This is a genomic window from Atopobium sp. oral taxon 416, from assembly GCF_018128285.1.
Classification (GTDB): Bacteria; Actinomycetota; Coriobacteriia; order Coriobacteriales; family Atopobiaceae; genus Olsenella_L.
In genome coordinates, this window is record NZ_CP072380.1 from 150,866 (window position 1) to 176,058 (window position 25,193).

At 53.3% G+C, this 25,193-nt stretch carries 26 protein-coding genes, 1 tRNA gene and 3 pseudogenes; 18 read left to right on the plus strand and 12 right to left on the minus strand.

Annotation, left to right across the window (positions count from 1 at the left end; translation table 11 throughout):
* The first annotated feature begins 117 nt into the window (after positions 1-117).
* Complete coding sequence (gene nagB, locus J4859_RS00715) at positions 118-852, plus strand: glucosamine-6-phosphate deaminase (RefSeq protein WP_212331780.1); 735 nt, start codon at positions 118-120, stop codon at positions 850-852.
* Between the two features lie 194 nt (positions 853-1,046).
* Here nagB and J4859_RS00720 read toward each other — a convergent pair whose 3' ends face one another.
* A complete protein-coding gene (locus J4859_RS00720; RefSeq protein WP_212331782.1) occupies positions 1,047-2,126 on the minus strand; it encodes a Xaa-Pro peptidase family protein in 1,080 nt (359 codons plus the stop codon).
* A gap of 197 nt (positions 2,127-2,323) precedes the next feature.
* On the opposite strand from J4859_RS00720, the gene J4859_RS00725 reads away from it, so the two are divergent.
* The 6 genes from J4859_RS00725 to J4859_RS00750 all read left to right on the plus strand — a co-directional run bounded on the left by J4859_RS00725 (position 2,324) and on the right by J4859_RS00750 (position 7,654).
* Positions 2,324-2,614 carry a Veg family protein gene (locus J4859_RS00725; RefSeq protein ID WP_212331784.1) on the plus strand — a complete coding sequence of 97 codons (291 nt, stop codon included), beginning with the start codon at positions 2,324-2,326 and terminating at the stop codon, positions 2,612-2,614.
* A gap of 81 nt (positions 2,615-2,695) precedes the next feature.
* Positions 2,696-3,580 carry a 4-(cytidine 5'-diphospho)-2-C-methyl-D-erythritol kinase gene (ispE, locus tag J4859_RS00730; protein ID WP_212331786.1) on the plus strand — a complete coding sequence of 295 codons (885 nt, stop codon included), beginning with the start codon at positions 2,696-2,698 and terminating at the stop codon, positions 3,578-3,580.
* A tRNA-Pro gene (locus J4859_RS00735) sits at positions 3,581-3,657 on the plus strand.
* A 451-nt stretch (positions 3,658-4,108) separates the two neighbouring features.
* Positions 4,109-4,270: a hypothetical protein gene (locus tag J4859_RS00740; protein ID WP_212331788.1), complete on the plus strand. Its 162-nt coding sequence runs from the start codon at positions 4,109-4,111 to the stop codon at positions 4,268-4,270.
* A gap of 148 nt (positions 4,271-4,418) precedes the next feature.
* The gene (locus J4859_RS00745) at positions 4,419-5,306 is read left to right on the plus strand and encodes a MurR/RpiR family transcriptional regulator (protein WP_212331790.1); all 888 of its coding nucleotides are present in this window, start codon (positions 4,419-4,421) and stop codon (positions 5,304-5,306) included.
* An 863-nt stretch (positions 5,307-6,169) separates the two neighbouring features.
* Entirely contained in the window at positions 6,170-7,654 is a 1,485-nt protein-coding gene (locus J4859_RS00750) for a transposase (protein ID WP_212331793.1), read from the plus strand.
* Between the two features lie 167 nt (positions 7,655-7,821).
* Here J4859_RS00750 and J4859_RS00755 read toward each other — a convergent pair.
* The 3 genes and pseudogenes from J4859_RS00755 to J4859_RS00765 all read right to left on the minus strand — a co-directional run.
* Positions 7,822-8,277 (minus strand): annotated as a pseudogene (locus J4859_RS00755) (transposase); the annotation flags it as partial.
* A 60-nt stretch (positions 8,278-8,337) separates the two neighbouring features.
* Complete coding sequence (locus J4859_RS00760) at positions 8,338-9,105, minus strand: hypothetical protein (protein WP_212331797.1); 768 nt, start codon at positions 9,103-9,105, stop codon at positions 8,338-8,340.
* A 315-nt stretch (positions 9,106-9,420) separates the two neighbouring features.
* Positions 9,421-11,409: a PRD domain-containing protein gene (locus J4859_RS00765; protein WP_212331800.1), complete on the minus strand. Its 1,989-nt coding sequence runs from the start codon at positions 11,407-11,409 to the stop codon at positions 9,421-9,423.
* A gap of 192 nt (positions 11,410-11,601) precedes the next feature.
* Here J4859_RS00765 and J4859_RS00770 point away from each other — a divergent pair, with 192 nt between their 5' ends.
* The 6 genes from J4859_RS00770 (at position 11,602) to J4859_RS00795 (ending at position 17,077) form a co-directional block, all read left to right on the plus strand.
* Positions 11,602-11,985 (plus strand): PTS sugar transporter subunit IIB, encoded by a 384-nt coding sequence (locus tag J4859_RS00770; protein ID WP_212331803.1) that lies wholly within the window; start codon positions 11,602-11,604, stop codon positions 11,983-11,985.
* Positions 11,982-13,268 carry a PTS transporter subunit EIIC gene (locus J4859_RS00775; protein WP_212331805.1) on the plus strand — a complete coding sequence of 429 codons (1,287 nt, stop codon included), beginning with the start codon at positions 11,982-11,984 and terminating at the stop codon, positions 13,266-13,268. Before J4859_RS00770 ends, J4859_RS00775 begins: the two co-directional genes overlap by 4 nt.
* Before the next feature lie 68 nt (positions 13,269-13,336).
* The gene (locus J4859_RS00780; protein WP_212331808.1) at positions 13,337-13,675 is read left to right on the plus strand and encodes a PTS lactose/cellobiose transporter subunit IIA; all 339 of its coding nucleotides are present in this window, start codon (positions 13,337-13,339) and stop codon (positions 13,673-13,675) included.
* A 39-nt stretch (positions 13,676-13,714) separates the two neighbouring features.
* The gene (locus J4859_RS00785) at positions 13,715-15,244 is read left to right on the plus strand and encodes a glycoside hydrolase family 1 protein (protein WP_212331810.1); all 1,530 of its coding nucleotides are present in this window, start codon (positions 13,715-13,717) and stop codon (positions 15,242-15,244) included.
* 23 nt (positions 15,245-15,267) lie between these two features.
* Positions 15,268-15,528, plus strand: a complete 261-nt coding sequence (locus J4859_RS00790; protein WP_212331812.1) for an HPr family phosphocarrier protein — start codon at positions 15,268-15,270, stop codon at positions 15,526-15,528.
* Positions 15,529-15,598: 70 nt separating this feature from the next.
* A complete protein-coding gene (locus J4859_RS00795) occupies positions 15,599-17,077 on the plus strand; it encodes a glycoside hydrolase family 1 protein (RefSeq protein WP_249113702.1) in 1,479 nt (492 codons plus the stop codon).
* 484 nt (positions 17,078-17,561) lie between these two features.
* Here the strand turns inward: J4859_RS00795 and J4859_RS17330 are convergent.
* Positions 17,562-17,984: pseudogene (locus J4859_RS17330) on the minus strand (transposase); the annotation flags it as partial.
* Between the two features lie 2 nt (positions 17,985-17,986).
* On the opposite strand from J4859_RS17330, the gene J4859_RS16585 reads away from it, so the two are divergent.
* Positions 17,987-18,118, plus strand: a complete 132-nt coding sequence (locus tag J4859_RS16585; protein WP_256436783.1) for a hypothetical protein — start codon at positions 17,987-17,989, stop codon at positions 18,116-18,118.
* Between the two features lie 8 nt (positions 18,119-18,126).
* On the opposite strand, the gene J4859_RS00805 is transcribed toward J4859_RS16585, so the two are convergent.
* The 7 genes from J4859_RS00805 to J4859_RS00835 form a co-directional block, all read right to left on the minus strand.
* Complete coding sequence (locus J4859_RS00805) at positions 18,127-18,339, minus strand: hypothetical protein (protein ID WP_212331816.1); 213 nt, start codon at positions 18,337-18,339, stop codon at positions 18,127-18,129.
* 36 nt (positions 18,340-18,375) lie between these two features.
* Entirely contained in the window at positions 18,376-18,756 is a 381-nt protein-coding gene (locus tag J4859_RS00810; RefSeq protein WP_212331818.1) for a hypothetical protein, read from the minus strand.
* A 128-nt stretch (positions 18,757-18,884) separates the two neighbouring features.
* Positions 18,885-19,061: an integrase core domain-containing protein gene (locus J4859_RS00815; protein ID WP_212331255.1), complete on the minus strand. Its 177-nt coding sequence runs from the start codon at positions 19,059-19,061 to the stop codon at positions 18,885-18,887.
* 527 nt (positions 19,062-19,588) lie between these two features.
* Entirely contained in the window at positions 19,589-20,050 is a 462-nt protein-coding gene (locus J4859_RS00820) for a hypothetical protein (protein ID WP_212331821.1), read from the minus strand.
* Between the two features lie 91 nt (positions 20,051-20,141).
* The gene (locus tag J4859_RS00825) at positions 20,142-20,618 is read right to left on the minus strand and encodes a hypothetical protein (RefSeq protein ID WP_212331824.1); all 477 of its coding nucleotides are present in this window, start codon (positions 20,616-20,618) and stop codon (positions 20,142-20,144) included.
* A 72-nt stretch (positions 20,619-20,690) separates the two neighbouring features.
* Positions 20,691-20,975 (minus strand): hypothetical protein, encoded by a 285-nt coding sequence (locus J4859_RS00830; protein ID WP_212331827.1) that lies wholly within the window; start codon positions 20,973-20,975, stop codon positions 20,691-20,693.
* 147 nt (positions 20,976-21,122) lie between these two features.
* Complete coding sequence (locus J4859_RS00835) at positions 21,123-21,599, minus strand: transposase (RefSeq protein WP_212331830.1); 477 nt, start codon at positions 21,597-21,599, stop codon at positions 21,123-21,125.
* 453 nt (positions 21,600-22,052) lie between these two features.
* Between J4859_RS00835 and J4859_RS16590 the strand changes: the two genes are divergently transcribed.
* From J4859_RS16590 to rhaB, 4 genes and pseudogenes are all read left to right on the plus strand, one after another.
* Entirely contained in the window at positions 22,053-22,178 is a 126-nt protein-coding gene (locus J4859_RS16590; RefSeq protein WP_256436784.1) for a hypothetical protein, read from the plus strand.
* 34 nt (positions 22,179-22,212) lie between these two features.
* Positions 22,213-22,362: a transposase gene (locus tag J4859_RS16595; protein WP_256436785.1), complete on the plus strand. Its 150-nt coding sequence runs from the start codon at positions 22,213-22,215 to the stop codon at positions 22,360-22,362.
* A 74-nt stretch (positions 22,363-22,436) separates the two neighbouring features.
* Positions 22,437-23,318, plus strand: a pseudogene (locus J4859_RS00840) (transposase); the annotation flags it as partial.
* A gap of 363 nt (positions 23,319-23,681) precedes the next feature.
* Positions 23,682-25,151: a rhamnulokinase gene (gene rhaB / locus J4859_RS00845; RefSeq protein WP_212331838.1), complete on the plus strand. Its 1,470-nt coding sequence runs from the start codon at positions 23,682-23,684 to the stop codon at positions 25,149-25,151.
* Positions 25,152-25,193 lie beyond the last annotated feature (42 nt).

Below are 25,193 nucleotides of genomic sequence, written 5' to 3' on the forward strand. Positions count from 1 at the left end.
TCGACGAAATTGGTATTAAAAAGTGGAAACTTGGTTTATCGTGTTGCTTCGGATGTGAGCTCTCTATAATCAAAATTGATATGAGAGACGCCCACTAATTTCGTGAGAGGGGCAATCATGCGCGTCATTCGTTGCAAGGATTATCACGATATGAGCCGCAAGGCCGCCAACATTATCTCCGCTCAGGTCATCCTGAAGCCGGACGCAATCCTCGGCCTGGCAACCGGTTCTTCCCCAATTGGAACCTATCAGCAGTTGATCGATTGGTACAAGAAGGGGGACATTGATTTCTCCCAGGTCCACACCTATAACCTGGATGAGTACCGTGGCCTTACGTATGAGGATCCCCAGTCCTATCACTACTTTATGCGTAAGAACTTCTTTGACTCCGTGAACATTGATCTTGCCAATACCCATGTGCCTGACGGCGCGGATTCCGACATCGAGCATGCCTGCACAAGCTATGACGCAATGGTCAAAGCGGCAGGGTACGTTGACCTGCAGCTTCTGGGCATCGGACGCAACGGTCACATCGGTTTCAATGAGCCGGATGAGGTCTTCAGCAAGGGCACGCACTGCGTCGATTTGACCCCGAGCACGATTGAGGCTAACTCCCGTCTCTTTGATTCCCCTGATCAGGTGCCAAGACAGGCTTATACGATGGGCATCCAGACGATTATGCATGCCCGTCGCATCATCCTGGTTGCCTCCGGCACTGAGAAGGCTCAGGCGGTCAAGGATATGATTTACGGTCCGGTGACGCCGAAGGTACCGGCCTCAATCCTGCAGCTTCACACTAACTGCACCGTCGTCGCAGATGCTGCGGCACTGTCCCTGTGCCCCAATAGCTAAGTTTCTTCTGCGTATAAGGATTTGATCTCACACAGTGGATTCAACTCCCAGGTTCCGAATGCAAGCCTGGGAGTTTTCTACTGCAGAAGCCAGGTAGCCTCTCTCTTGACGCAATGAGTTAAAAAAGCCAATCTCACATTGAATGTGGGATTGGCCCTGAGATCCGAGGACAGTCTGAAGACCTATCCGTAGGGTTAGTCAACAGAGACGATCGTGAGGTCCTTCGGATAGGAATTGAGTACCTCGCAACCATGGTCAGTGACGAGGACTAGGTCCTCGATTCTGACACCGAAACGGCCGGGGATGTAGATGCCCGGCTCAATCGAAAAGATCTGGCCCGGCTCAACCGGATCAGTGTGAGTGGAGGACACATCCCCTGGCTCATGGTCGGAAAGGCCGATCTGGTGCCCTAAACGATGCGTAAAGTACTGCCCATACCCGGCATCGGAAATAATAGAGCGGGCACAATCGTCTAGTTCAGCGAAGGTGACGCCTGGCGCCACTAAACTCTCCGCAGCCTCATTTGCTCTGCGCACGGTCTCATAGGCCTTCTCTTGCTCATCCGTTGGTTCGGCGGTAAAGAAGGTGCGGGTCATATCGGAGCAGTACATATCCTTCTTGCAGCCGACATCGAAGAGTATCATATCACCAGGCTTGAGCTTGGTATTATCCGGCATATGATGGGGGTCAGCGCTATTGGCTCCAAAGCTCACAATCGGACTGAAGGAGTGGTTCTGTGCGCCGAGTGAGCGATAGGTCCCTAAGAGCCCCTCAGCGATCTCCTGCTCGGCCACGCCGACACGAATCTGGCCCTGCAGCCAGCCCATCGCTTTATCGTTGATGCGGGAGGCGTCACGCATCAAGTTCCGCTCTTCCTTATCCTTGTGGGATCGTGTGTCATCTACGGCGAAGGAAGCGAGGATGAACTGCTTTGCGACGTGGTTGTTGATCAACGGCAGCGTCCAGCGGGCTGGAAACATTTTATCCAAACCCAAGGTCTCATCCCTGTGTATGTGCTTTACCACGGCGGGCAGCGGGTTGTCCGTATCATCGTGAACCTCGATGCGGTCGCAGTACTGCTCAGCTGAAGGGAACAGCTTGTTGACAAAGAGAGTGCAGTCATCGGGGCTGATATAGAGGGCCAAAAAGCGCTCATAAGGCTCAGCGTAGTAGCCCGTAAGGTAAAAGATCGACAGTGGGTCGGCGATGATGGCCTGCCGGCAACCCTTTGTTGCAAGGTTGTCGAGTACGCGTTGAACACGATTCTGATACATAGTGTTCCTTCCTCTGCAGAGCCAGGTAGTTTCTCTGCCGCCGTAACTATATACCCGTTGCAGCGGGGTCCTACTTTGTGCATAAGAACCTTTAAAATCTCCTATAAATATGGAGAAATAGTGGGTAGGTGTAAACTAACAATTTGTGAAAAAATCAAACTTTTAGATAGAGCTCACTCGCACTCAAGGAGGTCGCTATGGATATCGACATGCCGCCAATCAATCGTGTCGATCAGATTCGTGAAAAGCTAGCTACCTTAGAAGGCAAACGCATCAAGGTACGCGCAAATATGGGACGCTCACGCATCAACGAGGGCACTGGTGTATTGGTACAGGTCCATCCCTCGCTGTTCGTCGTGGAGGTCGAAGAGCGCCGCGGCCGCAAGAGCCGTCAGTCCTACCAGTACGTTGACATTCTGACCGGCAGCGTAGAGGTCTTTGATGCAGATACCGGTGAGAAACTGTTCAACTACTCTGCCGAAGAATAAACCGCTGTGAAGGGTACCCCGGAAGCTGTGTAGCGACTTCAGGGGTATTTTTCTTCTGCCTGCACTTCGAAGGGCCCTCTGATGAGAAACCTGTTTGCCCCTGCAAAAATCAACCTCTATCTCGGCGTCCACACCGAGCGCGATGAGCGTGGCTATCACCGTGTCGATTCAGTAATGACAACACTGGATTTCGGTGATGAGATAACTATCGAGCCGTCAGATTCGCTGACGCTTAAGTTCAGCCCGGCGATCCAGGCCGCCACTGAGAAAACGACAACCTATCGGACGGTTGAGGCGTTGGGGAAGGCCTTCCAGCGTCCGACCAATTTCGAGATTCACGTGAAGCGCGGAATCCCCGAGCGCAGCGGTTTGGGCGGCTCTTCCACCGATGCTGGGGCAGTATTGAAGGCAATCTGTATGGGCTGGGGTATTGGCCCGCTTGACCCCCGTGTAGTTAAAGTTGCGCAGCGTGTAGGCGCGGATATCCCCTTCTTCCTAAGCCCACACACGAGCTATCTGGCAGGGACAGGGGATACCTTAGTAGAGCAGTTTGAGGCGCCGAAACTTTCGGTCGTAGTAGTGAGACCACCGATCCATGGATCCCATGCGCAGGAAGCCTACCAGGAGTTTGATCGGCACCCTGAGAAAGCCGGGGATCTCGAAGTGATGCTCGAAGCGTTGCGCGCGCATGACACGGCACGGATTATGGAGAACATCTCAAATAATCTGCAGACGGCGTGTGAGCGGCTGGAACCGGACCTTGCAGCGGTCGTGGTGTGGCTCAATCAACAGGAAGGTGCAGTCAGTGCCGCAGTCAGCGGATCAGGTGCCTGTTGCTTTGCTCTTTGTGAGAAAGATGAAATGGCAAAAGAGATTGCTGATAAAGCGCACAAAGTTCAGCATTGGTGGTCAAAATCTGCTAAAGTAGTCGACGCAGACAGTTTTGGAATAGGATGTCTGTCATAACGGGTTGTGGCTCAGCTTGGTAGAGCGCTCGGTTCGGGACCGAGAGGTCGCTGGTTCAAATCCAGTCAACCCGACCAGAAATGTTTGAAGCCAGAGGCGGTGAGCCTCTGGCTTTCGTTTTATACATAAGCACTACCCAAAATATGAGGGGAAATACGCGTATATCAGGTGCTCAAAGATCTAAGGCTCAATGCTGTATAGTCCGCTACGGCCTCGCAGATAGATACGTAATGCTCTCGTGGGTGAAATAAAACATAGGGCGACCATTGACTGCTGTAAGGCTCACTGTCAACGCTTAAACCTCTATGTGCCTATACGCTCTGATGGAGCATGTAGACGGCCTTTTATTAGACTCTGTTAGACCACTGTGGGTATAGGGAAGCGAAAAGATGTCACGGGGTCACCCTACAATCGGGTTCGACCAAGAAACCGACTTGAAGAAGGCCCCGCATGCTCGACACGATACGACAACTAGCAAAGTAGCTGACCCGCAAGGAGAAGGTCGCGCTTACCGCCGACCTCAAGCAGATGATAGCCGAGAAGCTAGCATCGCAGGCCGACAAGTCCGCCACATGTCCGCACTGCGGATGTCCTGAGTCCACCAGGCGCAACGGCGTCTACCACACCGCCCAGAGAGGCTACGTGGGTATGCCGATTGCGTTCCCTAAGCACTGGGAACAGGCGACATGACCTCATATCCACAGTGGTCTAACAGAGTCTTTTATTATGACAAGGCCTTACCCGAAGCCGTACTTGCGGCATTACAATCATGGGAGAGTGTACACGATAGATGGGGATGGGTAGTGACATGCAAGAGGGCAAAACCGTAAGCAGTTTGATGCTGGCAAATTATGATACGTTGACTGCTTCCGAAAAGCGTATTGCGGATTATATGTTGCACCATACGGCCGAGGCCACCACGCTCAATGCCTCAGAGATCGCCGAGCGCTGCTCCACGTCGAATACGACGGTCACGCGCTTCGTCAAAGAGCTGGGCTTTGAAAGCTTCTCACAGCTCCGTTTGAATCTCGCCCGTGAGACGGCCCGTGAAACCGTACCGCAGAGCGATGATGTGTCGTTTAGCAGCTTTGAAAGTTCGGTCAGACTGGTGCTGCGCAACAAAATTGCCGAGCTGAACGAAACTGTCGTAAACCTCGACGTCGATGCCTTAAAAGATGCTGTCCAGGTTATCGTGCATTCCGATAACGTGTTGGTTGCGGGCGTCGGCACTTCGCTTTCCTTTGCCCAAATGTTTGCCCTCAAACTCTCACACGTGGGGGTTAAGGCGGTTTCTAGTGCTAGCATCGACGCGGAGATGGTTTTGGCGCAGCTCTACTCCACAGAAGACTGCATCATCTTCGTCTCCAATTCCGGAAGTTCTCGTCGGCTCAGTACCCTGATGGGCATTGCTCAGGATGCTTCGATCAAGACCATCGCTATTACCGGAAACGGGGAGTCCCCGATCGCACAAGCAGCGGATATCTCCATCTCTGTCGTGAGACGTGACCGTATGCTTACCCCTGATTTTGATTCTTCCCACAATGCGCTTAACTTCATCGCCGACGTAATCGTGACCTTGCTCTTCCATATGAACCAGGACGCAAGCGAATATATCCGGCTGTTCCACAAGACCTTCGGCGAGGAGAAGAACGAAATGGGTGAGGAACAGGGCCAGTCTGAACAGGGCGTATCCCCACTCCGAGTGCAACAGGAAAATACGAGCTAGCCGTCCAGGCGCGACCTATGATGATGCTTGCAAAGACATGCATCATTGGAGGCACGATGGACGGCTACAGCCATCTTAGCATCGAGAAGCGCGAGGACATCATGGTTTGCTGGAAGGGTCACGAGAGGGTCAGCCAGATGCGAGGGAGCTTGGACGGGACAAGTCGACCATATCCCACAAGATCAGGCGCAACGGATGGGACGGCCCTGCCGCGCATCGAGCGCGCAAAGGGGTGCTCGAAAGATTGCTGGCGCCAGGTGGGGCACGACCAGCTCTGCCATACATCGAAGATAAGGGCGGATGGCTGGAGCGGCAAAGCTTGCCGGCCTCTCCTCGTTTTGCGGGCTCGTCTAAAGAAAGTACGACAGAGCGGACGGGGATGCATCCCTTCCCATGGTCCACAGGGTGATATCCAACTTCAAGGCCTACGTTGAGGGCGCCTTCCATGGCCTTCCCAAGGCCCACATGCACTCCTTGCGGACTCGTTCAGCTAAAGATACAGCCACAGGGATGTAAGGGATGGTTGCATGGAGCTGCTGCACGAGATGTGCCTTATCCATGTCTTGCTCTTCGGCATCGCAGCCACCGCGACGGTCCAGCCGAAGATGCCTTCGATCTTGCCTTAAGCCGCTTACAGTTCAGGGAGCCTAACTATGCTGGAGGTACTCAGCCATTTTACGTTAATAGGAACTGGGCTAAATCAGCCCTGATCTCTATAAATTCATCTGCCGACTTTCAGCAGGTGGTGAAAACACCTTGAAAATACGCTGTTTGTGCCATATGCAGTACTACTTTGTGTTGATTGAGAACTATATCTGAGGTGTATTTATTACGTAGATTACGTATATATGTGAGGTGTTGTAATGAGTATTCCAGAAGCTATTAAACAGAAGAGGCCTACCCAGTTTGGGGCGGTGGAGATCCGCTGTATCGGCGGTCATTACTATACATATCTTGTCTCCTCCAGATGGAATGCTGTGAAGCAGCGTCCTCAGAAAGTGACCGGACACAGCATCGGAAAAATTACCGAAGCGGACGGATTCATTCCGAACGCAAACGGCCTTCGTCTGATGCAGTCCATGAGGCTTACTCTGAATGTCGCTCCTTGCGTCAAGAACTATGGCGCTTATGAAATGTTGCAGCAGCTCTCGCCTGATCTTAACAAACAGCTAAAGAAACACTTTCCGGATACGTTCCGAGAGATAGAGACCATCTCGCTTCTGCGTCTTGTGGACAGTATCTCCTGTGTCAGGATGATCCAACCTATGTTCCTTGATTCCTACATGAGCGATATATGTGCAGATATCGCCGTCTCAAAGAACTGCGTAAGAAGGTTTGTGGCTGAACTCGGTTCGAAACAGGACCAGCTGGACGAATTCATGCGAGATCAGGTCATGCCTGTCTCGACACTTCTGTTCGATGGGACATCTATCTTCATGCGCGGTGCGGATTCACTTGCAGACAAAGGTCATAATCCTAACCATAGCCTGGATCCACAGGCAAGGATTGTGTATGTTTTTGAAAAGGATTCCCACCGGCCGGTATTCTGTCGTGTGGTACAAGGATCCATCGTCGATAAGACGGCCTTTATGGATACCGTGCAGGCTGCAGGATGCAGGAACTGCATCATCATTGCCGATAAAGGCTTCTACTCCAAGAAGAATGTTTCGGCACTGCTGAGTGCCGGAATGAAGTATATCCTTCCGCTTCGTAAAGACACCGTCAATGTCGAGACTACGTTTTACGAGAACAACGATGACAACAAGTGGGACGATGTCTTCACCTACAACAAGCGAGCCATATGGTATCGGAAGAAACCAAGCGGCAACAAGGGAAACTTCATCTACACGTTCCGCGATGATTCCAGGAAGGCAGAACTTGTAGGCCACTGTGTCGAGCGTGTCAAGAAGGACTATGGCGAAGAGAAGCACACGCCCAAAGATGTCATCCGGCAGACCCGGATGGGATATTTCTCGTTCTGCAGCAACCTTGATCTTCCAGCGAAGGAGATCTATCTCGACTACAAGAAGCGATGGGACATCGAGCAGTGCTTCGACTATCTCAAGAACAGCACTATTTCAAGTGCTTCCCATGCACACACGGATGATTACTTTCGTGGCTGGGCATTCCTGAACCACATCAGCCTGCTGTACTACTATGGTCTGCTGAACGCTCTCAGAAACGCAGGGCTTACGGATAAGTTTTCTGCGGAAGATGTCCTGAAACTCACAAAGAACATTTACCGTGTGGATAACGGAGACAAGCAGGGGTTCAAGGTATCCGCAATCCAGAAGAAGACAAAGAACGTGCTGGATAAGCTCGGCGTCGACTTATTACGTAAAATTTGAGGTTACAGTGTTACAGATAGGGTATCTTTCATCATGGCAGTATGAGCTGAGAAACCAATACGATTTGAATAAACTCTGTTAGATAGTTACTGCAGATGATTCATAGAGTCCTGCAATGCCGATTCCTTCATCTGGAGATATAGGACAAAATAGGCTCTTCGCTGTTTCTAGTGGGTAGCGCATGCCAGCTGCCTCTGGGCTGTGAAGTCCAGACGGCTTAGCCTGAGGAAGATCATCGTCCTGAAGTAGGCGATGCTCCTGAAGCCCCTGGCGATGCTGCGAACGGACTGGACGACCGAGTTGAGGCCTTCGAGGAACGAGTTGGTAGATCCCCTCTTCCACCAGTTCAGGATCCCCTCCCGCTCCTTCCTGAGGGTCCTCGCCACGCTCTTCATCTCGGCCACGGCAGAGTGCATCATCCACGAGCAGAGGCGCTCCAGGGCCCTGGCTGCCGATTGTCTGTCTGCGCATGAGTACACGTCCTGCAGCGCCTCTGCTATCTGGCAGGCGCGTGCCTCCCTGAGATGGGTCTTCGCGGGGTCGAGCTCCTCCCTCTTGGCGAGCTGGCGCTTTGTGAGCGACTCCTTCTTCTTCAGCCATACGTACTTCGTCTGGGCAAGCTGCCTTGTGCTTCTCGGCGGACTCGCGCCTCTCTTGGCACCTCACAGGGTCTGTCGCCCTCATCAGGAGCTGCACCACATGGAAGCTGTCCCACGCTCTGTGTGGCCTGGGGCATCTGCGCGGCGACCCCCAGCGAGTATGCCCCGGCCATGTCGCGTATGACCTCCTGGACCTTTGACCTGTCCCCTCCTGTGCTCCTTAAGCTCGGCGCAGAGCCTGCCTAAGGCCCCTTGTCCCTGCCTTGCGTGACGGCTATGGCACGCTGGTGGTCGAGGTTGGCCATGATGCTGATGTAGCTTTGGTTGCACCTTTTGGCGGTGTCGTCTGTACCCACACGCACGACATCCGAGTAGTCGGCGGCATCCCTCGCCTCGTCGACGGCCTTGCCCAGCAGCCTCCATATGCGCGTGGGCTGTCTCGTGCATCAGATACGCTATCGCCGCCACGGTCATTCCCGAGAGCGCCATCACGATCACCTGCGCCTTAAAGAGCGCTGTGAAGTGCGAGTTCGGCCGCACCTCCCAGGGCATCCTTGTGGCATGCACGCCGTCTTTGGGGCAGTCGGCCCTCGGCACGGCGCAGTGCACGATTGTCTCGTATTGCCAGATGCTAAGATGCCACAAGGTCCTCTCGCGCGTGTCACAGGTGCCGCACTTCCTGTGGCATACGGGGCTCACCACCACCTGGCCCTTCCTGTGCGCGACCCTCACATGGAGCTCGTCCTGCGCTTCCTCGCGCTCCTTAAACCAGACACCCGTGACCTCCCATTCGTCCTTAAGTCCCATCGACCTCTTAAAGAGCCTTGCCAGCATGCCTGCCTGAATATCCATATCGCGCCTCCAGAACGCAGCCTCCTGTCGGGGAAAATCCTACCGTTTAAAGGCCACGCCCTCAAGGGGATGCAGATATGCTACCCACCATAAGTAGCGAAGAGCCACAAAATGACTCCGATTATGTCTGGAATTCCTCAATGTGATATGCCTCATGCATATCCTACTCTTGGGTATCGTTGCTGCCATCGCTTTGCGGTAGAACCTGGCAGAGAAGCTTATAGTTCACGAGCATAGCCATGCCGCATGCCCCTCGTCAATCAACAGAAATCTAATATAAAGATACAGAGTCGTTAGCCCTGAATGGTACACGGATTAGTCTATTAGGGCATCAAGGAACTCTTCAAGAGTATCTGACTTCAGAGCGTGTGACATCACGCTAGTTGATGAGAATCGATCGACTAGGAAGTCGAATATGGGGCGGAACTGCTTCATGTCTTGTTGGGCTAGCCCTATAAGAAGGACGATATTTACACTGCTCCTGCCCCATGGAATCGGCGTGTCATTGTGCAGAATGCAAACGAACGAAGTACTGGGAAGGAGACTGATGCTATGTGGGATGGCAAGACCATCGACGAATGAGGTTGATGAAACCTTTTCGCGTAGTATGATATCCTCGATGAACGTTGCATCTATGAGTCCACACTGCTGTGCAATGCTGCCTAGATAGCGGATACAAGCTTCCGGTCCGTCGAAGTCGACATTTCGGACGAAGCAGCCTGGTTTGATGAGATGTAGGAGAAACTCCTTTGCATTGCGTGCTAGTTTTTCTGACTTTATTAGTTCGATTTCCTCACGAATGACGCGGATATCACGTATACCGAGAAGTGGGCTCACGAGCACCTTATGGGGGTGCATATATGGGATGTCGGTCGTCGTGATGAGCAGATCGGAATCGATGGGATAGGAAAGGAATGACCGGATGCCTCCTGTTCCTTCGATGATGAGGTCTTGACCGAACGAGCGCTCGATAGTGTTGATGAACTGCTGCCCAAAATCGTGGTATTGCTCTACAACGATTGAGCAGCTGATGAAGTCATGTATCCGTTCTGTACGCTCTATATAGGCGCCCATATGGAACGCAATGAAGGCTATCTCGTTTTCGGAAAGCTCTATGCCGTAAGCAGACTCGATTTGATGTGCAAAGTACACTGCCATGTCATAGACGGGTGCATAGCTCTTCTTGATTTGAGGTCCGATCGGATTTGCTATGCCGACATGATAGATTGCGCGCTGATAGGCGTTGTAAACATGCATAGCAAGCTGCAGATTGAACTCTTCTGTGAAGGCTGGTATGCCATAGCGCTCGCAGAGGTCTGTGCCGGCTGAGATGACACAGTCGAGGAAGGGCCTGTCGGTTATGCGTGCTACAGTATCGAAGTCGAGCTTGTCATAGTCGTATCGGTCGATGGACAGAGCAACTAGCAGAATGACCTCCTGAAAGTCGCGGTTGGGCATCGCAATGCCATATTCGTGTTCAAAAAGGGCGCTCATCGCTTCGGCGCATCGTAGGATGGCGGATTTCTGGGAAGAGTGTCGAAGCAGCTCAGGTATATCTGCAAACTCGTCAGTATCTTCGAGGGAATTGTGATCTTGGAGCCTAATTAGGATGATCAGGACATGAATCAGCAGGTTTTGGAGTGCATAGTTGTTGAGAAGCAGTCCGGAATCCTGACAGATTTTTACCAACCTTGCTAGCATATAGCTGCAGTCGATGTTGGGGAACATCGCCTCGATAGTGTGTTCAGAGCTGAAAAAGCCAGTTGCGTTGCTCCGTGCAAGATAACCCAGCACGCGTCTCTTATCGGTCTCCGTACCCTCGAGTGACAGACGGAAATCCTGTTCTATGAGCTTAATGTTGAAGCGCATCAGTATGGTCCGCATCTTCGGCATGACCTTTGTGAGAATGGTTGACTCGCTTACTGCAAGGCTATTCGCTATATCGAATATTGACAGTGTCTCCTTGCTTGAGATAAGCCTGACCACGATATCGCGTGCCCGACTGTCATTGTCGGCTGGGCTTGTTCGAACGGTGCCGTCAGGATCATCTGTTGGTGCGCTACCTTTATGAGACGATTCCCCAGTCAGCCGGTATCCAAAGGATGAGGATTCTATATCGTAGCGGGGGGTAAGCTCGTGAATGTAGTTGCGGATTGTTCGTTCGGTCGTGCCAAGCATCCGGGCAAGCGTCGCAGCTGAAACCCAAGAATCTGCAGTCGAAAGAAGGGCAATCAATCGGTTTTGCCGGTCCAGCTTTTTCGACATGTAGGTGCTCCCGGGATAGTCGTGTATCTCTGCGTACAAGTACCGCAGTCTTCATCTTAACATCTAGTTTCGTTCAACCGCAGACTAGGTGCGTATCTAGAATCTTCAGGGGATCAGGAAAAACCGGAGGATGTATTTAAGCGCTGAACGGTACTTTTCCGTTGGGCGGAAATTTCGAGAGTGGAACATGGCTGTGTATCTCCGTATCTTGAGCATCAACACAGGGGCCCAATGTTCGATGTACATCATGAACGAGCCGGAGTACTAAGGAGATGCGTTATGGCTGTGCAAGAAGGAACGATAAGGATTCTGCTTGCCTGCGGTATTGGAGCCTCAACTGGCTTCATGGCGGCGAACATGCGCAAGATGGCAAAGAAGAAGGGCCTGAACGTCTCGGTCCATGCAGTTAGCAAATCTGAAGTGATGGAGTTTGCGGACAAGATCGACGTTCTGTTACTGGGTCCGCACTTCTCTGGAGAAGTGCCTGAGTATCAGGAGAAACTCAGTCCTTATGGCGTTGTGGTTTCCTCTATCAATCCCAAATACTATGGCTCGCTGGATGCGGAGCACATCTTGGAAGATGCTGTCAAGCTTTATGGGCAGAGGGGTGCATGATGAGCGAATCAGGAACAGCTAAAACTGAAAGCAAGTTGCAACAGGCCATCGAAACCAAGGTTGTACCTGCACTCAACAAGGTGACATCGAATTATTGGTTTAGTCTCGTTGCCGATGCCGTTCTAATCATTGTACCTTTCTCTATGGTAAGCGCTGTACCGAGTCTCTGGTCGGTCATACGCAAGTTTCTCCTTCCGGATTCTCCCGATCTTACGCCAATCACCACTTACTCCTTTGGCCTCATCGGCCTTTTCGTCTCCTTCATCATCCCTTATAACTGCATGGTGAAGGAGGGGCGCAAGGAACGGAGCCTCATTGCCGGCTTCACGGGGCTAGGTACGTTCATGCTGTGTATGAAGGCCCAGACCACTGATGTGGGAACCGTCTTTACGATGGCACAGTTCGGAGCAGGCGGTATGTTCACCGCTATGTTCCTTGGGCTCATCATTGCGTTCATCTACAAAATTTTTGCTACTCGTTCGTTCTTCGGCGAGGATTCCCTCATCCCTGATTTTGTACGCAACTGGTTCGATAATATTATCGCTATCCTTATTAGCCTCTTCCTCGGATGGATTGTCACCTATCTTGCAAACGTCAACATCTTCTCTCTCATCACTTATGTCATGAGCCCGCTGACCTATTTCGCCCAGACGCTCCCTGGCGTCATCTTCATGACCTTTATCATGGACTTCTTCTATTTCTTTGGTGTCTCCGGCTGGGTCTTTACGCCAGTCACCCGCACCATCCAGCAGATGGGCATGGCTGAAAATATGGCTGCCGTGGCAGCCGGTGGCGTCGCTACCAATATCAATGCCTATGGTTTCACCCGTTACACCATGATTGGTGGTGAAGGTGCAACACTTCCGCTCGCTTTCTACTTAACCTTCCTTTCGAAGAGCAAGAAGAACAAGCTCGTGGGTAGGGCTACGTTCGTTCCGGTTCTCTTCAATATCAATGAGCCGATCTGGTTCTCAACAGTCGTTGATAATCCCTACATGCTTGTGCCGACGATTCTGGAATCGATTATTCTCCCCGCCAATGCTTGGATTTGGCAACACTTTGGATGGGCTGGCTGCCACTTCGTGAACTTCGATGCCAATCAGCTTCCGACTGCTGTTTCTGCATTCTTCATGTCAGGTGGCAACTGGGGCAATGTCGTGCTTGTGCTTGTAAATCTCGCACTTGCAGCAATCATCTGGTTCCCCTTCTTCAAGGTATATGACAAGCATCAATGCGAAATCGAAGCTAAAGAAGAGCAGGAGATTAGAGCGCAAGAATCGTAATACGGCAAAGACGCTGGCTTGCCTCTTGTGGGGCCAGCGTTTGCTCTTTCCAAAGAGACGAGTATTCCATGGAAGAAGAAACAGACTTGCTTACTCAGGTAGCCTTCCAAGTCATCCTGAATGCAGGCGATGCACGCAATACTCTCGACAAAGCGCTGGATGCTGCAGCTGAATTCAGGTTTGATGAGGTGCGGCAGATGATCGAGGATGCTGAGAGTCTCATAACGAAAGCCCACAATGCACAGACTGGTCTCATCCAGCGTCAGGCAGCAGGAGAGCAATTTCCGTATTCGCTTCTGTTTGTCCACGCACAGGATACGCTCATGACCATCGATTCGGAGATTCATTTCCTGAAGCGTCTCCTGCCCACGCTCGAGGCTCTCCATGTAGCAGCTATTAACCATTGAGATACATCTGATAACGCTATTCTCATGAAAGGATATTCTATGTCACAGCATGAATCTGTATTTCCCGAGGGCTTTCTATGGGGTGGTGCGACGGCTGCCAACCAGATAGAAGGTGCTTGGAATGAGGATGGACGCGGTCCTGCGGTCTCGGACTACGCAATTCTGCTCAACAAGGAGATGCGTGAGCGCGAGCATATCGTCGAAGGCGGCCCTCTTAATGCGGTGACACGTCAGTCCCTTTCCGAACGTATGGCCCACCCCGAAAAGTATGATTTCCCCAAGAGGAGGGGCATCGATTTCTATCATACCTATGCAGCCGACATTGCTCTTCTGGCTGAGATGGGTTTAAAGGTTTTCCGCATGTCCATATCTTGGAGCAGGATATTCCCGAACGGTGACGATCTGGAGCCCAATGAGCTCGGATTGGCGTTCTATGATAGGGTCTTTGATGAATGCCATAAGCATGGTATTGAACCGATGGTTACGCTCTCTCACTTTGACATGCCGCTTAACCTTGCAGTGAAATACAACGGCTTTGCGTCCCGCCATGTTGTCGATGCGTTCGAACACTTTGCTGAAACGCTGTTCAAGCGATATAAGGGGAAGATTCGCTATTGGATGACCTTCAACGAAATCAATCATGTGTATGCTAATCCTTGTACCTGTGATGGCGTTATTTGGGATGAGCTTCCGGACGGCGGCAACCCCTATGCGGGACGCTGGCCCAAAAAGTTCCAGATCGCTCACAACCAGCTAGTGGCAAGTGCGCGTGCTGTCATCAAGTGCCATGAGATTGATCCCAAAGCCAAGATTGGCAACATGCTCTGCAGGCTCGAGAACTATGCAGAGACATCGAAGCCTGAAGACGAACTGCAGGTGCTCTTTGAAGACCACTTCAACTGGTTCTTCACGGATGTCCAGGCAAGGGGAGAATATCCCTATTACATCAAGCGCTTCTTCAAGGACTATGGCGTTCATCTTGAAGTAGAGCAGGGAGATCTGGAGACCTTGAAGCGGGGGGCAATCGACTACATTTCTATCTCCTATTACATGACCTACATTATGCGCTACAAGGGAAAGATTTCGCCCGAGCCCTCAGGCCAGCTCCTCACGGTAATAAAAAATCCGTACCTTGAGCAGACTGCTTGGGGCTGGCCAATCGATCCAATCGGCCTGCGTATCACGCTAAATCATATCTATGATCGCTATCACCTGCCAATCTTCATCTCGGAAAACGGCTGTGGCCTCTATGAGCAGCCAGACGAGAATGGGCGCGTAATCGATGATGCTCATATTGAATATATGAAAGCGCATGTCGAACAGCTTGCCGAAGCCATCAGAGATGGAGTTGATGTCTTCGGGTATGCTTGGTGGGGACCGATTGACGTCGTATCGTCTGGGACCTCTGAGATGTCCAAGAGATACGGGCAAATATATGTCGATCTTGACGATTATGGGAAAGGAACCGGTAAGCGTCTCCGTACAAAGTCGTTCTACTACTACAAGAAGCTCATTGAGAGTAATGGGGCTGATTTGGAGAACGATATTCCTGAAGACTTTACCGTATAGCACACATCCACGATGGGAGGCTCATGAAATCCTGCACTGTCGTCGTGCATGATGTGCTTGGTCTTCATGCGCGGCCCGCTGCGCAGCTTGTCGAAGAGACATCGAGATTCGTATGCGATATAGCGCTTTGCCGGTACGGTGATGAAGCTATCATACAAGCAAATGCCAAACGGATATTCGATGTACTGAAACTCGATATCAGACGAGGGGAACGAATCGAGTTCATTGCTGATGGACTAGATGAAGATGCTGCCATTACTGCTCTTATAAAGCTCTTTGCTTGACCTGCAATCAGCCCCTTCTGGCTTCTCTGGCCGGAAGGGGCTTTGATGATGAAGAGAAAGATGGACGGAGATGTACCAGACAAATCAGATGGACTGTCTAAAGAATTTGGCTGCTAAGCCATTCGAGGGCTTTCCTGATGGCTTTCTTTGGGGAGCTGCTCTAAGCGCAAAACAGTATGAGGGAGAAGAGGGAAGAGGAACCACAGTTGCGGATTTACAGGAGTATGATTCAGAAAATACCAAAGGTGCACGAGGGGATTTGAGTTTAGATGAGATTGAGGAGCGGCTGGACCACCCAGAACGTTTCTGCTTTCCGAAAAAGCTTGGAATCGAGGGATTTAAGAGGTTTGAAGAGGACCTTTCGCTTCTCGGCACATTGGGCCTTAAGGCATTCCGATTCTCTCTAAGTTGGTCACGGATATTTCCGAATGGAGACGACAGGGTCCCAAATGAAGCTGGACTTGCATATTACGATAGGGTGATAGACTGCGCATTATCGCATGGCATGCAGCCAATTGTCACCATCTATCATGATGACATGCCAGTATCGCTTGCGCTCCGATATAATGGTTTCTTAGCTTCTGAGGTTGGCGATGCCTATATGCGTTTCGCAGAGCTTGTTCTCGATCGCTATGGCAGCAGGGTGCATTGGTGGATTCCCTTTAACCAGCCGAACCTGACCAGAATCAGTCTTTCATCTCTAGGCGTAGTCAAAGATCGAGTGCAGAATCTGGAAGAGGCTAAGGTGCAGGCATTGCATAATAAGCTGGTACTTGGCGCCCGGGTGGCCGCATATGGACGGGGCAAGCATCCTGATATTCATTTTGGCGCGATGCTGGCAGATTTTCTGGTTGACCCTCTTAGCTGTAAGCCTGATGATGTTCTGCTGGCAACTCAGAAGAATGAAGTTACCATGTATGCGTCAGCAGATATACAGTTGAGAGGCGGCTATCCAAGGTACTATTGCAGATTATTGGCCGACAGAGGCATTGAGTTACGCGTTGCACAACAGGATCTGGACATTCTGTCTGAGAATAAAATGGACTTCCTTGCAGTGAGTTATTACAACTCGAATGTAGTGGAAGCTGGTACGAATAGCATAGCAATTGGTGATGCTCTTCCGAATCCATATCTTGAAGCCACTCCTTGGGGTTGGACTATAAATGAGAAAGGGCTACTAGATCATTGCCTTAAGTATTGGGATCGATATGGAGTGCCCATAATGATTGCGGAGAATGGCATAGGGGAAGTCGAGACTCTCGGTATTGGTCGAACTGTGCATGACGGCTATCGGATTGACTACATGAAACGGCATCTGCTGAAGCTTGAAGAGGCGCTGCGCCAAGGGGTGGATATCTTTGCCTACTGCTGTTGGTCTCCTCTGGACATGGTCTCTTCGGGAACCAGCGAGATGAAGAAGCGTTATGGTCTCATCTTTGTCGACCAGGATGAATATGGAAATGGCACACATGACAGATACCCCAAGGACTCCTATGCTTGGTATAAGAAGGTTGTTGGAAGCAACGGCAAGGTTTTACATCTTGTGTAGAGGTAGATGCCCTTTCCCAGTATCATCCGTTAATCTACTTGTATTGTGAGGATATCGTCAGTTATCTGCATGTCTGTAGAACTAAATAAAAGAATGCATAGAGTGCTGTTTCTTGCGCTTAAAGGTACTCCGCTGCTTAAAGATAAGATAAAGTAGCCTCGATGGGACAAAGCTGAAAGAACCCTATTCCCTGAAGCCATGTGGGATAGGGCCCTCTGCCCCGCTGTAGCGGTCGTGTCGAGAATGACGCTCCTATGCTGTGTCAAGCCATTTTCAGGTTCGCTAACTTGCTCTTCATGAATGCGGAGTACCTATCGCGAATCTCGTAATGCTTGCTGGCCTCGCGCTCGATCTTACTTATGCGGATGTGGTCGGTGCCGAGTGCGGCGGCGACCTCTTCCTGCGTCATCGCGGCTTCGGCCCTTTTCGCCCTGAGCGACCTTTTGTCCTCGTGGGTGTTAGCTGTTGGGTTCATCAGTGCGCAATAGACTTCCCGGGCGATGTATCTCTTGAGGCATCTGATTGCCTCGCGCTTCGATGTGCCCTCGGCCATCCGCTTCGCGACATACTCCTGCGTGCGCCCATCGTACTTCATCCGGTTGAGAGCAATGGTGTGCAGGGCCCTGTTGGCCTGCCTGTTACCTCCCCGGTTGAGCCTGTGCCTGACGATCTTGCCGCTCGACGCCTCTATCGGCAAGGCGCCGCAAAGCGAGGCGAGTGCCGCTTTTGAGCGAAGCCTTTCGGGGTTGTTGCCCGCGGCGCCGCCGAGCGCCACAGCCGTCGATCTCCAGCAGGGCCGGCGCGTTGTCGCGCACCAGGTCGGATATGAGCGCCTCGAGCTCGTCGGCCCGTTGCTTGGCGTCGATCCACGTCTTCGCGAGAACATGGAGCGAAGTGTGCAGCGCATCCGTGACGGCACTGCCGGTTGCGGACCTTTTCCTGGCGAGCGACTTCATCATCGCCGAAACGCTCATCTTTTCGTACTTCGACCTTATGGGCTCCGGCGCGATGTTGACTAGACACAGCAACCAGGATTTCTAGGTAGACAGTCAGCATTTGGGGAGTACCTCCAATGGCGTGTTGAGCTTCTCGAAGAGCTCGACACGCCTCTTCTTGCAGTTGCAGGCCATCCAGACACCATGGCGCTTGGCAGCCTTGACCTTGCGGGCCTCGACGAGCATCTCGGGGAGCGAGATGCCGAGCTCCGAGACCTCCTGGTGGACGAGGGCGCTCACGAGCAGGATGAACGCCAGCCCCTGCATCCTGTGGTAGTCCTGCTGGCACAGGGTATGCGCGTCTTAGCCGTTCTTGAAGTAGTCGAAGTAGGTCTTAATCGCCCAGCGCTTCTTGTAGAGCGCGAAGACCTCCTCGGCAGGCGTGTCCTGCAGGCTTGTCTGCAGGACGCTCACGCCCATCAGGTCCTTGGCCTTTAGGAAGCCCTCCTGGGTGTAGGTCCTGTCGCCGCGCTTCATGTGGCAAAGGTAGTTCACCTTCATCAGCCCAGCCTCGGCGGTGTTACGGAAAACGAGGACGCGCCTGCTCCCAACACGGCACTGCTTGAACTCGACGCTCGCCGACTTGCGCCCCTGCTCCCAGACGAACGCGCCGGGGAGGGCCAGGCCCGAGGTTGCCTGTCTGCAAGCCGAGAGCCCCTTGGAGAGCGGGATGAGCCCTGTCAATATAATGGACAGAGGAATCTCAGATTTTTTATGCGGTCTGCATCGCCTTTGGATCGTACGCAAGGCCTCTCTCGAGGCGCTCGAAGAACTCCTGCATCACCTCTGCCGGTACGCGATCTCCTATGGACTTATGCGGGCGGAAGCGGTTGTAGTACGACTCGATTAAACTCGTGTGCCTTGTGCTTGGTCGTGGATGCATCGAAGAGGCGCTTATGGTAGTACCATTCGTTCTTGAGCGTGGCGAAGAGCGATTCGGCGAGCGCATTGTCGTGACAGCTTTCGGTTCTCCCCACGGAGAGCCTCACGTCGGGTACGGCTGAGCAGGCGGCCAGCTTTGAGCTTATGTACTGGCTGCCTGGGCTGCTTAGAATATGGCCCCTTTGGCCACGTATCCGCGCGAATATGCCATCTTCAGGGCAAAGACGACAAGGCCTGCCCTCATGTTGTCCTGTATGCTTCAGCCCACCACCATGTGTGTGCACAGATGGTGCACGACGGTAAGATATATAAAGCCTGCCGTGGTCCTGCGATAGGTTATATCACCCACGAGCTTGGCTGTCGGGACGGGACACGAAAAGCCACGCCGGGTGAGGGCAGCGCGCTCGGGGGTATCAGGTGCGGGCAGCGTCGTCTTCTTCGATGCATTGGATCAGATACCGCAGATGCCCAAGCTCGACCATGCACCTGCGCACGCGGTAGCGGGTCGTCACTGTAAATTTTGCGTAACTTTGGATCTCCTGTGAGCTTGGATCAGACCTAGCAAAAGCTAAAGCGCCTGTCGCTTTCCTCCCATATCGCGCAGATAGCTTCCTTAAGGGGACCCCACGGGTCCTCACCGCCTTTGGCCTTGAGCCATCTGTAGAAGTGAGCCCTGCTCACCTCCAGTACGCGTGCCATCATCGAGACGCTGTAGGTTGCCCTCTTCTCCAGCATGAGCTAAAACCTGTCCTTCGTCAGAGGCTTCCGGCGAAGAAGGCTGCCACTTTTTTAGGAACTTATTTTCGCTTTCGAGCTCGTGCATGTGCCTGTTTACTGCGTCGAGCTGCTTGTGCTCGTCTATCCTTTCCTGGGTGACCCTTCCGGTCTTTGAGTGCTTGATGATCCAGTCGTTTAAGGTCTTGTCGTTGGCCTCAAGCTTCGCGGCGCATCCTTTGATGCTCTTCTTAGGGTTGGCCTTACGTGCCTTCCTGTAGTAGTCGATAGCCTCGAGGCGGTACTCCTCAGTGTAGTGCCTGGGTGTTTCCGGCTTCGTGCGGGACTTTGCCTTCTCTATCTCGCTTGCGCTTAGCGACATCTCATCTCTTCAATCTGTTGACTGTGCTGGGTGGGTATCTGGACAGAGCATATCTGTTGTTAGTCCCTGAATCCCACTGTCTACCAAAAGATTACAGCTCAGGATGATGTAGTTTGAGCCGCCGGCGGTGAACAGGGCCAGGTTCTCCTCGCTGTAGAAGCCCCTGTCCACCAGGAACAGCAGATCGTGCAGGTCGGCCTGGTCCACGAGGTCGCCTACGCACACCCTGTCGGCGGCACCCCCCCTCGTAGAAGCGGGACATGAAGGGGATGGCGGTGTTGACGTCTAAGGCCATCAGGAGGTTGGCCTGCTCCTCGCCGAGCTTTACGAACTTGTATCCCTTGTCGGCGAGGTCCCCCTCCCAGGAGCGCGTGCCTATGGCGTGGCCGTCGATGGCGATCTGCCCCGAGCACCTGTCGATCAGGGCCTGCTCGAAGGACAGGACTTGAGCCCCTGCCTCCTCCCCAGGTCCCCATAAGAGGCACTCGAGCGCGTCGTAGCTAAGCCTGAGGCACGCACAGCGCAGCTGCAGCGCGCTCATCTCGTAGAGTGGCGCCACGTCGCGCATGTAGATGAAGCCCTGCACGAAGTGGATGAGGGCGATGGCATATATGCGCTCAGCGTCGCAGGCCGAGAAGTGCTAGCGCAGCATGGCGAGCGTCTTCTTCGAGTTCGCGAGCGCCACCGCCCACTCGCCGAAGTCGAGCGCCGAGACCTCCTCGTCGCGCAGGGACCCCGCATTGGGGACGAGCTCGCGCGCAAGGTCGATCTTTCCCACGCAGCGCCCCATCCTGTTGCGCCACTTCCCGTCGGGGCGCTTCTCGCATGCGTACTCGTAGACGTAGTAGCCGCCGGAGATGGCCTTGACCATCGTGTGCTGCGGCCTCATCGCCCTGATCTCGGCCGGCAGCGAGTATTTTCCCATGTCTGCTCTATTCACCACCTGAACTACTACCTATGCTATATCACCTCCGATAAGGAATGGGCCCTAAGATAAAAAAGAAAGGCCCACGTAAATGGGCTTTTCTTTGCAGAGGCAGCATGTGGAACAGGCCGACATCTACCTAGATATTCAAAAGGTTGTGTCCAGGGACTTCGCAGCGCTGGATGCCGCCGTCGGAGTCCTTACGCATAGCTCTCTTAAGTCCAGCAGTGCCCTGACGGCTTCGGACCACCCATCCCTCGACTTTAGGATACAGGTACCGTGCCCCGCTGCCGCGTTCCGCGCGGTGGTCCCCGCGTCTATGGCGTCGTTTTTGCTGGAGCCCCTGCGCCTCTTGTCGCGCTTGGACCGCAGGATCTCCATGACAGTGTAGCCGCGCTCACGCAGGTAAGAGCAGATCCCAGCGCCGTATAAGGCTGTACCCTCGATACCGACGAGCGCGCAGCGGCCGGCGTCGCTGATGGTGTGGGCGAGCGATCGGTAGCCGGCGCCGTCGGCGGCAAACCCGCCCTCGTAGACGAGCCTGCCGAGCGCGCCCAGCACACACAGCACGTGCGCCTCCTTGTGCGTGTCGATGCCGGCGTAAACGACAGACGTGCCTTCCATGCAGCTTCCCTGTCTTCACCGGGCACCCCGCCGGTGGGCCAGACATAACACTGAAAGGGGCGCTAGAATCAGGCTGTTCGGCCTGCTGGCAGCGCCTATGCTCCTGTGAAGTCATGGCGGGCCTTCGGGATGCCCGCGGCAGGGCGCGGCAAGTCATTTCAAGGTCAGTCCTTGTGACGACGGTTGGTGTATGGGCCAGCGCCCTGTCGCAAGCTACTACGATGGGAGTATGCGCTCCCACGGTCGACTTTGCGCGAGTGTTGGCGCAATTGCAACCGCGATATCATTATCAGTGTTGGTGTAAGCACCTGACTGCCTGAAGGGCATTCCTGCGGGAAAGAAGGAGGCCTGCGTCCTGGAATTTGGAATCGCAACATAACAGGTCTATGGAAAGGACAAAGACCAAAGGACAGCATAGCAAAGCAGGCCGTGTGCGCGGCCGCGGCGGCAGAGATGCCGAAGCTGGCAGACGGATCAATCAACCTCCAGGAGCTCTTCTGCCAGCTCGCCGAGATGGTGGTAAACGCCGTGATGGACGCCGGAGACGAAGGAGATATGCTCGGCCCGTGGCAACAGTAGGAACGCATAGCGTTCGAGGACGCTCAACACCTGTGTGGGAACACTGAACCTCAAAATCCCCAGGTTCAGGGGCGCAAGCTTCTTCCCCGACGACATCCTCGAGCACTACCAGAGGATGGACAGGGCGCTCATAGCCGCCGTGACCGAGATGTATGCGATGGGCACGAGCACCAGGAAGGTCTAAAGGATAGCCGAGAGGATGGGCACAAGACAGGCTCTCGAAGGACCAGGTGAGCAGCATAAGCCAAAAGCCTCGATGCCGATGTCGAAGAGCTGCTGGAACGTCCCCTGAAAGACCTTGACATGCCCTACATCTGGCTCGATGCTACCTACGTGAAGTGCAGACGGGAGGGCCATGTCTCTCCACGGCTATCGTCACTACCATAGGCTGCGATGCTAACGGCTGGAGGTACATCTTGGGGCCTTGCCGTCGTGGATAGCGAGTCGTACGGCTCCTGGAAGGGGTTCTTGGAGAAGATGCGCGACAGGGGTGTCTCGGGCGTGCAGCTCGTGACATCCGATGCCCATGAAGGCCTCAGGCAGGCGATATCGGAGGTGTTCCTGGGAGCTGCATGGCAAAGATGCGCCGTTCATCTCATGAGGAACTGCATAGCCGCCGCAGGCTCCAGGAGCCTGAAGAAGAGGGTGGCAAGGATCATGGCTCCCATCTTTCGTGCCAAGGACACCAACCAGGTGCGCGCCCTTTTCCACCTCGCGGCTAAGATGCTTGAGAAGTGCTGCCCCAAGGCGGCAGAGATCTGGGCGGATGCCGAGGTAGATGCCCTTGCCTACCTGGACTTCCCTGCATCCCACTGGAAGCGCCTGCGCACCGACAACCTACAAGAGCGCACCAACCACAAGATCAAGCGCCGCACGAAGGTCGTGCAGGTGTTCCCCTCGCAGAGGTCGCTCATGAGGCTTGTGGGATCGGTCCTCGCAGAGCAGGACGAGATATGGGCAGGCGAGCGCTACTTCTCTGAGAAGGTCATCGCAGAGCTCTTCGAGAAGCGCAGACCTTCTCTGCCTCCCACGCCGGAGAGGCTGGCAGAACTCAGGGAGCTCTCCAGGAAGTATTACGAGATTCGCGATAGGTACTCCGCATTCATGAAGAGCAAGTTAGCGAACCTGAAAATGGCTTGACACAGTATAGGAGCGTCAATTCCGACACGACCGACCAACGAGAACGCCAACGGCCTTCTCAGGGACTGGTTTTCGAAGGGCAAGAGCCACGACGATGTCGACGAAGACGAAGCGCAGAGGACATACGATTCACTCAACCAAAGATCGCGCAAGCGTCCGAAATGGAAGTATCCCTGGGAGGTCTACCATCACCAGTCGTTGCACTTGCTCTGAGGATTCGCCGCTGTTTACCCGGTGTTCATCAGAATTTATGTAAATATTAGTGAATAAAAATGAATACCGCAAAACGAATGTTTATAGAAAATCATTAACGTTCACACTACTCTGTACTTAGACAGCGATTCTCGGACTAAGGGGTGTGTGATGGATACAATACCTGAAAATTGCTACGCTGCAATTGATCTCGGAGCCTCAAGCGGACGTGTGCTCCTAGGCTGGTTTGACCAAGGCATGCTGAAGCTCCAAGAGGTTCATCGCTTTGATAACCTGCAGCAGCGATTGCATGGGCACCACTGTTGGAATATCGATGGGCTCTTTTCTGAGATCGTGAAAGGGCTTGCCCTCTGCAAATCCAAGTACGGAGTAGTGCCAAAGAGTATCGGTATCGGCACCTGGGGCGTTGACTTTGTCCTTTTGGATAAGGACGACCACATGCTCGGTGATGCGGTGGCCTATCGCGACTCCAGAACCGATGGTATCTATCCGGTAGCCGATGCGATCATGTCCGCCTCCGAAGTCTATGCGCGCACCGGTATCCAGCGCCAGACCTTCAACACGCTCTATCAACTGTTAGCGCTGTCAAAGGAGCATCCAGAACAGCTCGAGCAAGCCTCGACGTTCCTGATGATCCCGGATTACCTGAACTTCCTTCTGACCGGCGTCAAGCTCAATGAGTATACCGACGCTTCTACCACGGGCATGCTCGACGCCCGCATCGGTGATTGGGATAAGGACCTTATCTCCCAGTTCGGTATCCCCACCGACATCTTTCAGATTCCGTCTATGCCAAGCACCGTCGTTGGAGCGCTTACCGACGATGTTGCAAGCGACGTCGGCTACCAAACTACTGTTGTTCTGCCTGCTACACATGACACTGGATCTGCGTTCTTGGCGGTACCTGCCCGTGATGAGAAAGCCGTGTTCCTGTCTTCTGGGACCTGGTCGCTGATGGGCGTTGAGAATAAAGAGCCTATCACGACCGAGCAGGCGCGCGGCCTGAACTTCACCAATGAGGGTGGGTATGAGCGCAGATACCGCTTCCTGAAGAACATCATGGGCCTCTGGATGATCCAGAGCATCCGCCGTGAACTCAACGGCGTAAACTATGTCCAAGCCGGAGACGAAAAGGCTCCCAAGATAGCGCCGCAGCATACCTATGGCTTCGGAGAGCTCTCCGAGATGGCACGTCAGTCTGAGAGCTTCACCTCTGGGGTGAATGTGAACGACGAGCGTTTTCTATCACCAGACTCGATGATCGATGCGGTCAAGAGCTGGTGCAAGGAGTACGACGAAGCCATTCCTTCAACAACCGGGGAGCTTCTGCAGGTGGTCTACCGTTCGCTTGCGCATACGTACGCAATGACGGTGGATGAGCTGAAGCGGACTACCGGTAAGGAATTCACTTCAATCAACATCGTGGGCGGTGGTTGCCAGGACACCTATCTCGATGAGTTGGCCTCTAAGGTCTGCGGCATGCCCGTCTTTGCGGGACCGGTGGAGGGCACGAGCCTCGGCAACCTTGAAGTGCAGATGATCCGGGCTGGTGAGTTCAAAGATCTTCAAGAGGCGCGCGATTGCGTCGCGCGTTCGTTCAGTGTGAAACAGATTGGCTAGAGCAGCTCCGTACAAACAGAGCTTGAAAATAGGCTGCATGTG

What these genes read in the sequence shown, in the direction of transcription:
- nagB (WP_212331780.1), top strand. Translation starts at nt 118, where the DNA reads ATGCGCGTCATTCGTTGCAAGGATTATCACGATATGAGCCGCAAGGCC.
- J4859_RS00720 (WP_212331782.1), bottom strand. Translation starts at nt 2,126, where the DNA reads ATGTATCAGAATCGTGTTCAACGCGTACTCGACAACCTTGCAACAAAG.
- J4859_RS00725 (WP_212331784.1), top strand. Translation starts at nt 2,324, where the DNA reads ATGGATATCGACATGCCGCCAATCAATCGTGTCGATCAGATTCGTGAA.
- ispE (WP_212331786.1), top strand. Translation starts at nt 2,696, where the DNA reads ATGAGAAACCTGTTTGCCCCTGCAAAAATCAACCTCTATCTCGGCGTC.
- J4859_RS00740 (WP_212331788.1), top strand. Translation starts at nt 4,109, where the DNA reads ATGATAGCCGAGAAGCTAGCATCGCAGGCCGACAAGTCCGCCACATGT.
- J4859_RS00745 (WP_212331790.1), top strand. Translation starts at nt 4,419, where the DNA reads ATGCTGGCAAATTATGATACGTTGACTGCTTCCGAAAAGCGTATTGCG.
- J4859_RS00750 (WP_212331793.1), top strand. Translation starts at nt 6,170, where the DNA reads ATGAGTATTCCAGAAGCTATTAAACAGAAGAGGCCTACCCAGTTTGGG.
- J4859_RS00760 (WP_212331797.1), bottom strand. Translation starts at nt 9,105, where the DNA reads ATGGATATTCAGGCAGGCATGCTGGCAAGGCTCTTTAAGAGGTCGATG.
- J4859_RS00770 (WP_212331803.1), top strand. Translation starts at nt 11,602, where the DNA reads ATGTTCGATGTACATCATGAACGAGCCGGAGTACTAAGGAGATGCGTT.
- J4859_RS00775 (WP_212331805.1), top strand. Translation starts at nt 11,982, where the DNA reads ATGATGAGCGAATCAGGAACAGCTAAAACTGAAAGCAAGTTGCAACAG.
- J4859_RS00780 (WP_212331808.1), top strand. Translation starts at nt 13,337, where the DNA reads ATGGAAGAAGAAACAGACTTGCTTACTCAGGTAGCCTTCCAAGTCATC.
- J4859_RS00785 (WP_212331810.1), top strand. Translation starts at nt 13,715, where the DNA reads ATGTCACAGCATGAATCTGTATTTCCCGAGGGCTTTCTATGGGGTGGT.
- J4859_RS00790 (WP_212331812.1), top strand. Translation starts at nt 15,268, where the DNA reads ATGAAATCCTGCACTGTCGTCGTGCATGATGTGCTTGGTCTTCATGCG.
- J4859_RS00795 (WP_249113702.1), top strand. Translation starts at nt 15,599, where the DNA reads ATGTACCAGACAAATCAGATGGACTGTCTAAAGAATTTGGCTGCTAAG.
- J4859_RS00805 (WP_212331816.1), bottom strand. Translation starts at nt 18,339, where the DNA reads ATGCAGGGGCTGGCGTTCATCCTGCTCGTGAGCGCCCTCGTCCACCAG.
- J4859_RS00820 (WP_212331821.1), bottom strand. Translation starts at nt 20,050, where the DNA reads ATGTCGCTAAGCGCAAGCGAGATAGAGAAGGCAAAGTCCCGCACGAAG.
- J4859_RS00825 (WP_212331824.1), bottom strand. Translation starts at nt 20,618, where the DNA reads ATGCGCGACGTGGCGCCACTCTACGAGATGAGCGCGCTGCAGCTGCGC.
- J4859_RS00830 (WP_212331827.1), bottom strand. Translation starts at nt 20,975, where the DNA reads ATGGGAAAATACTCGCTGCCGGCCGAGATCAGGGCGATGAGGCCGCAG.
- J4859_RS00835 (WP_212331830.1), bottom strand. Translation starts at nt 21,599, where the DNA reads ATGGAAGGCACGTCTGTCGTTTACGCCGGCATCGACACGCACAAGGAG.
- J4859_RS16590 (WP_256436784.1), top strand. Translation starts at nt 22,053, where the DNA reads ATGCCGAAGCTGGCAGACGGATCAATCAACCTCCAGGAGCTCTTCTGC.
- rhaB (WP_212331838.1), top strand. Translation starts at nt 23,682, where the DNA reads ATGGATACAATACCTGAAAATTGCTACGCTGCAATTGATCTCGGAGCC.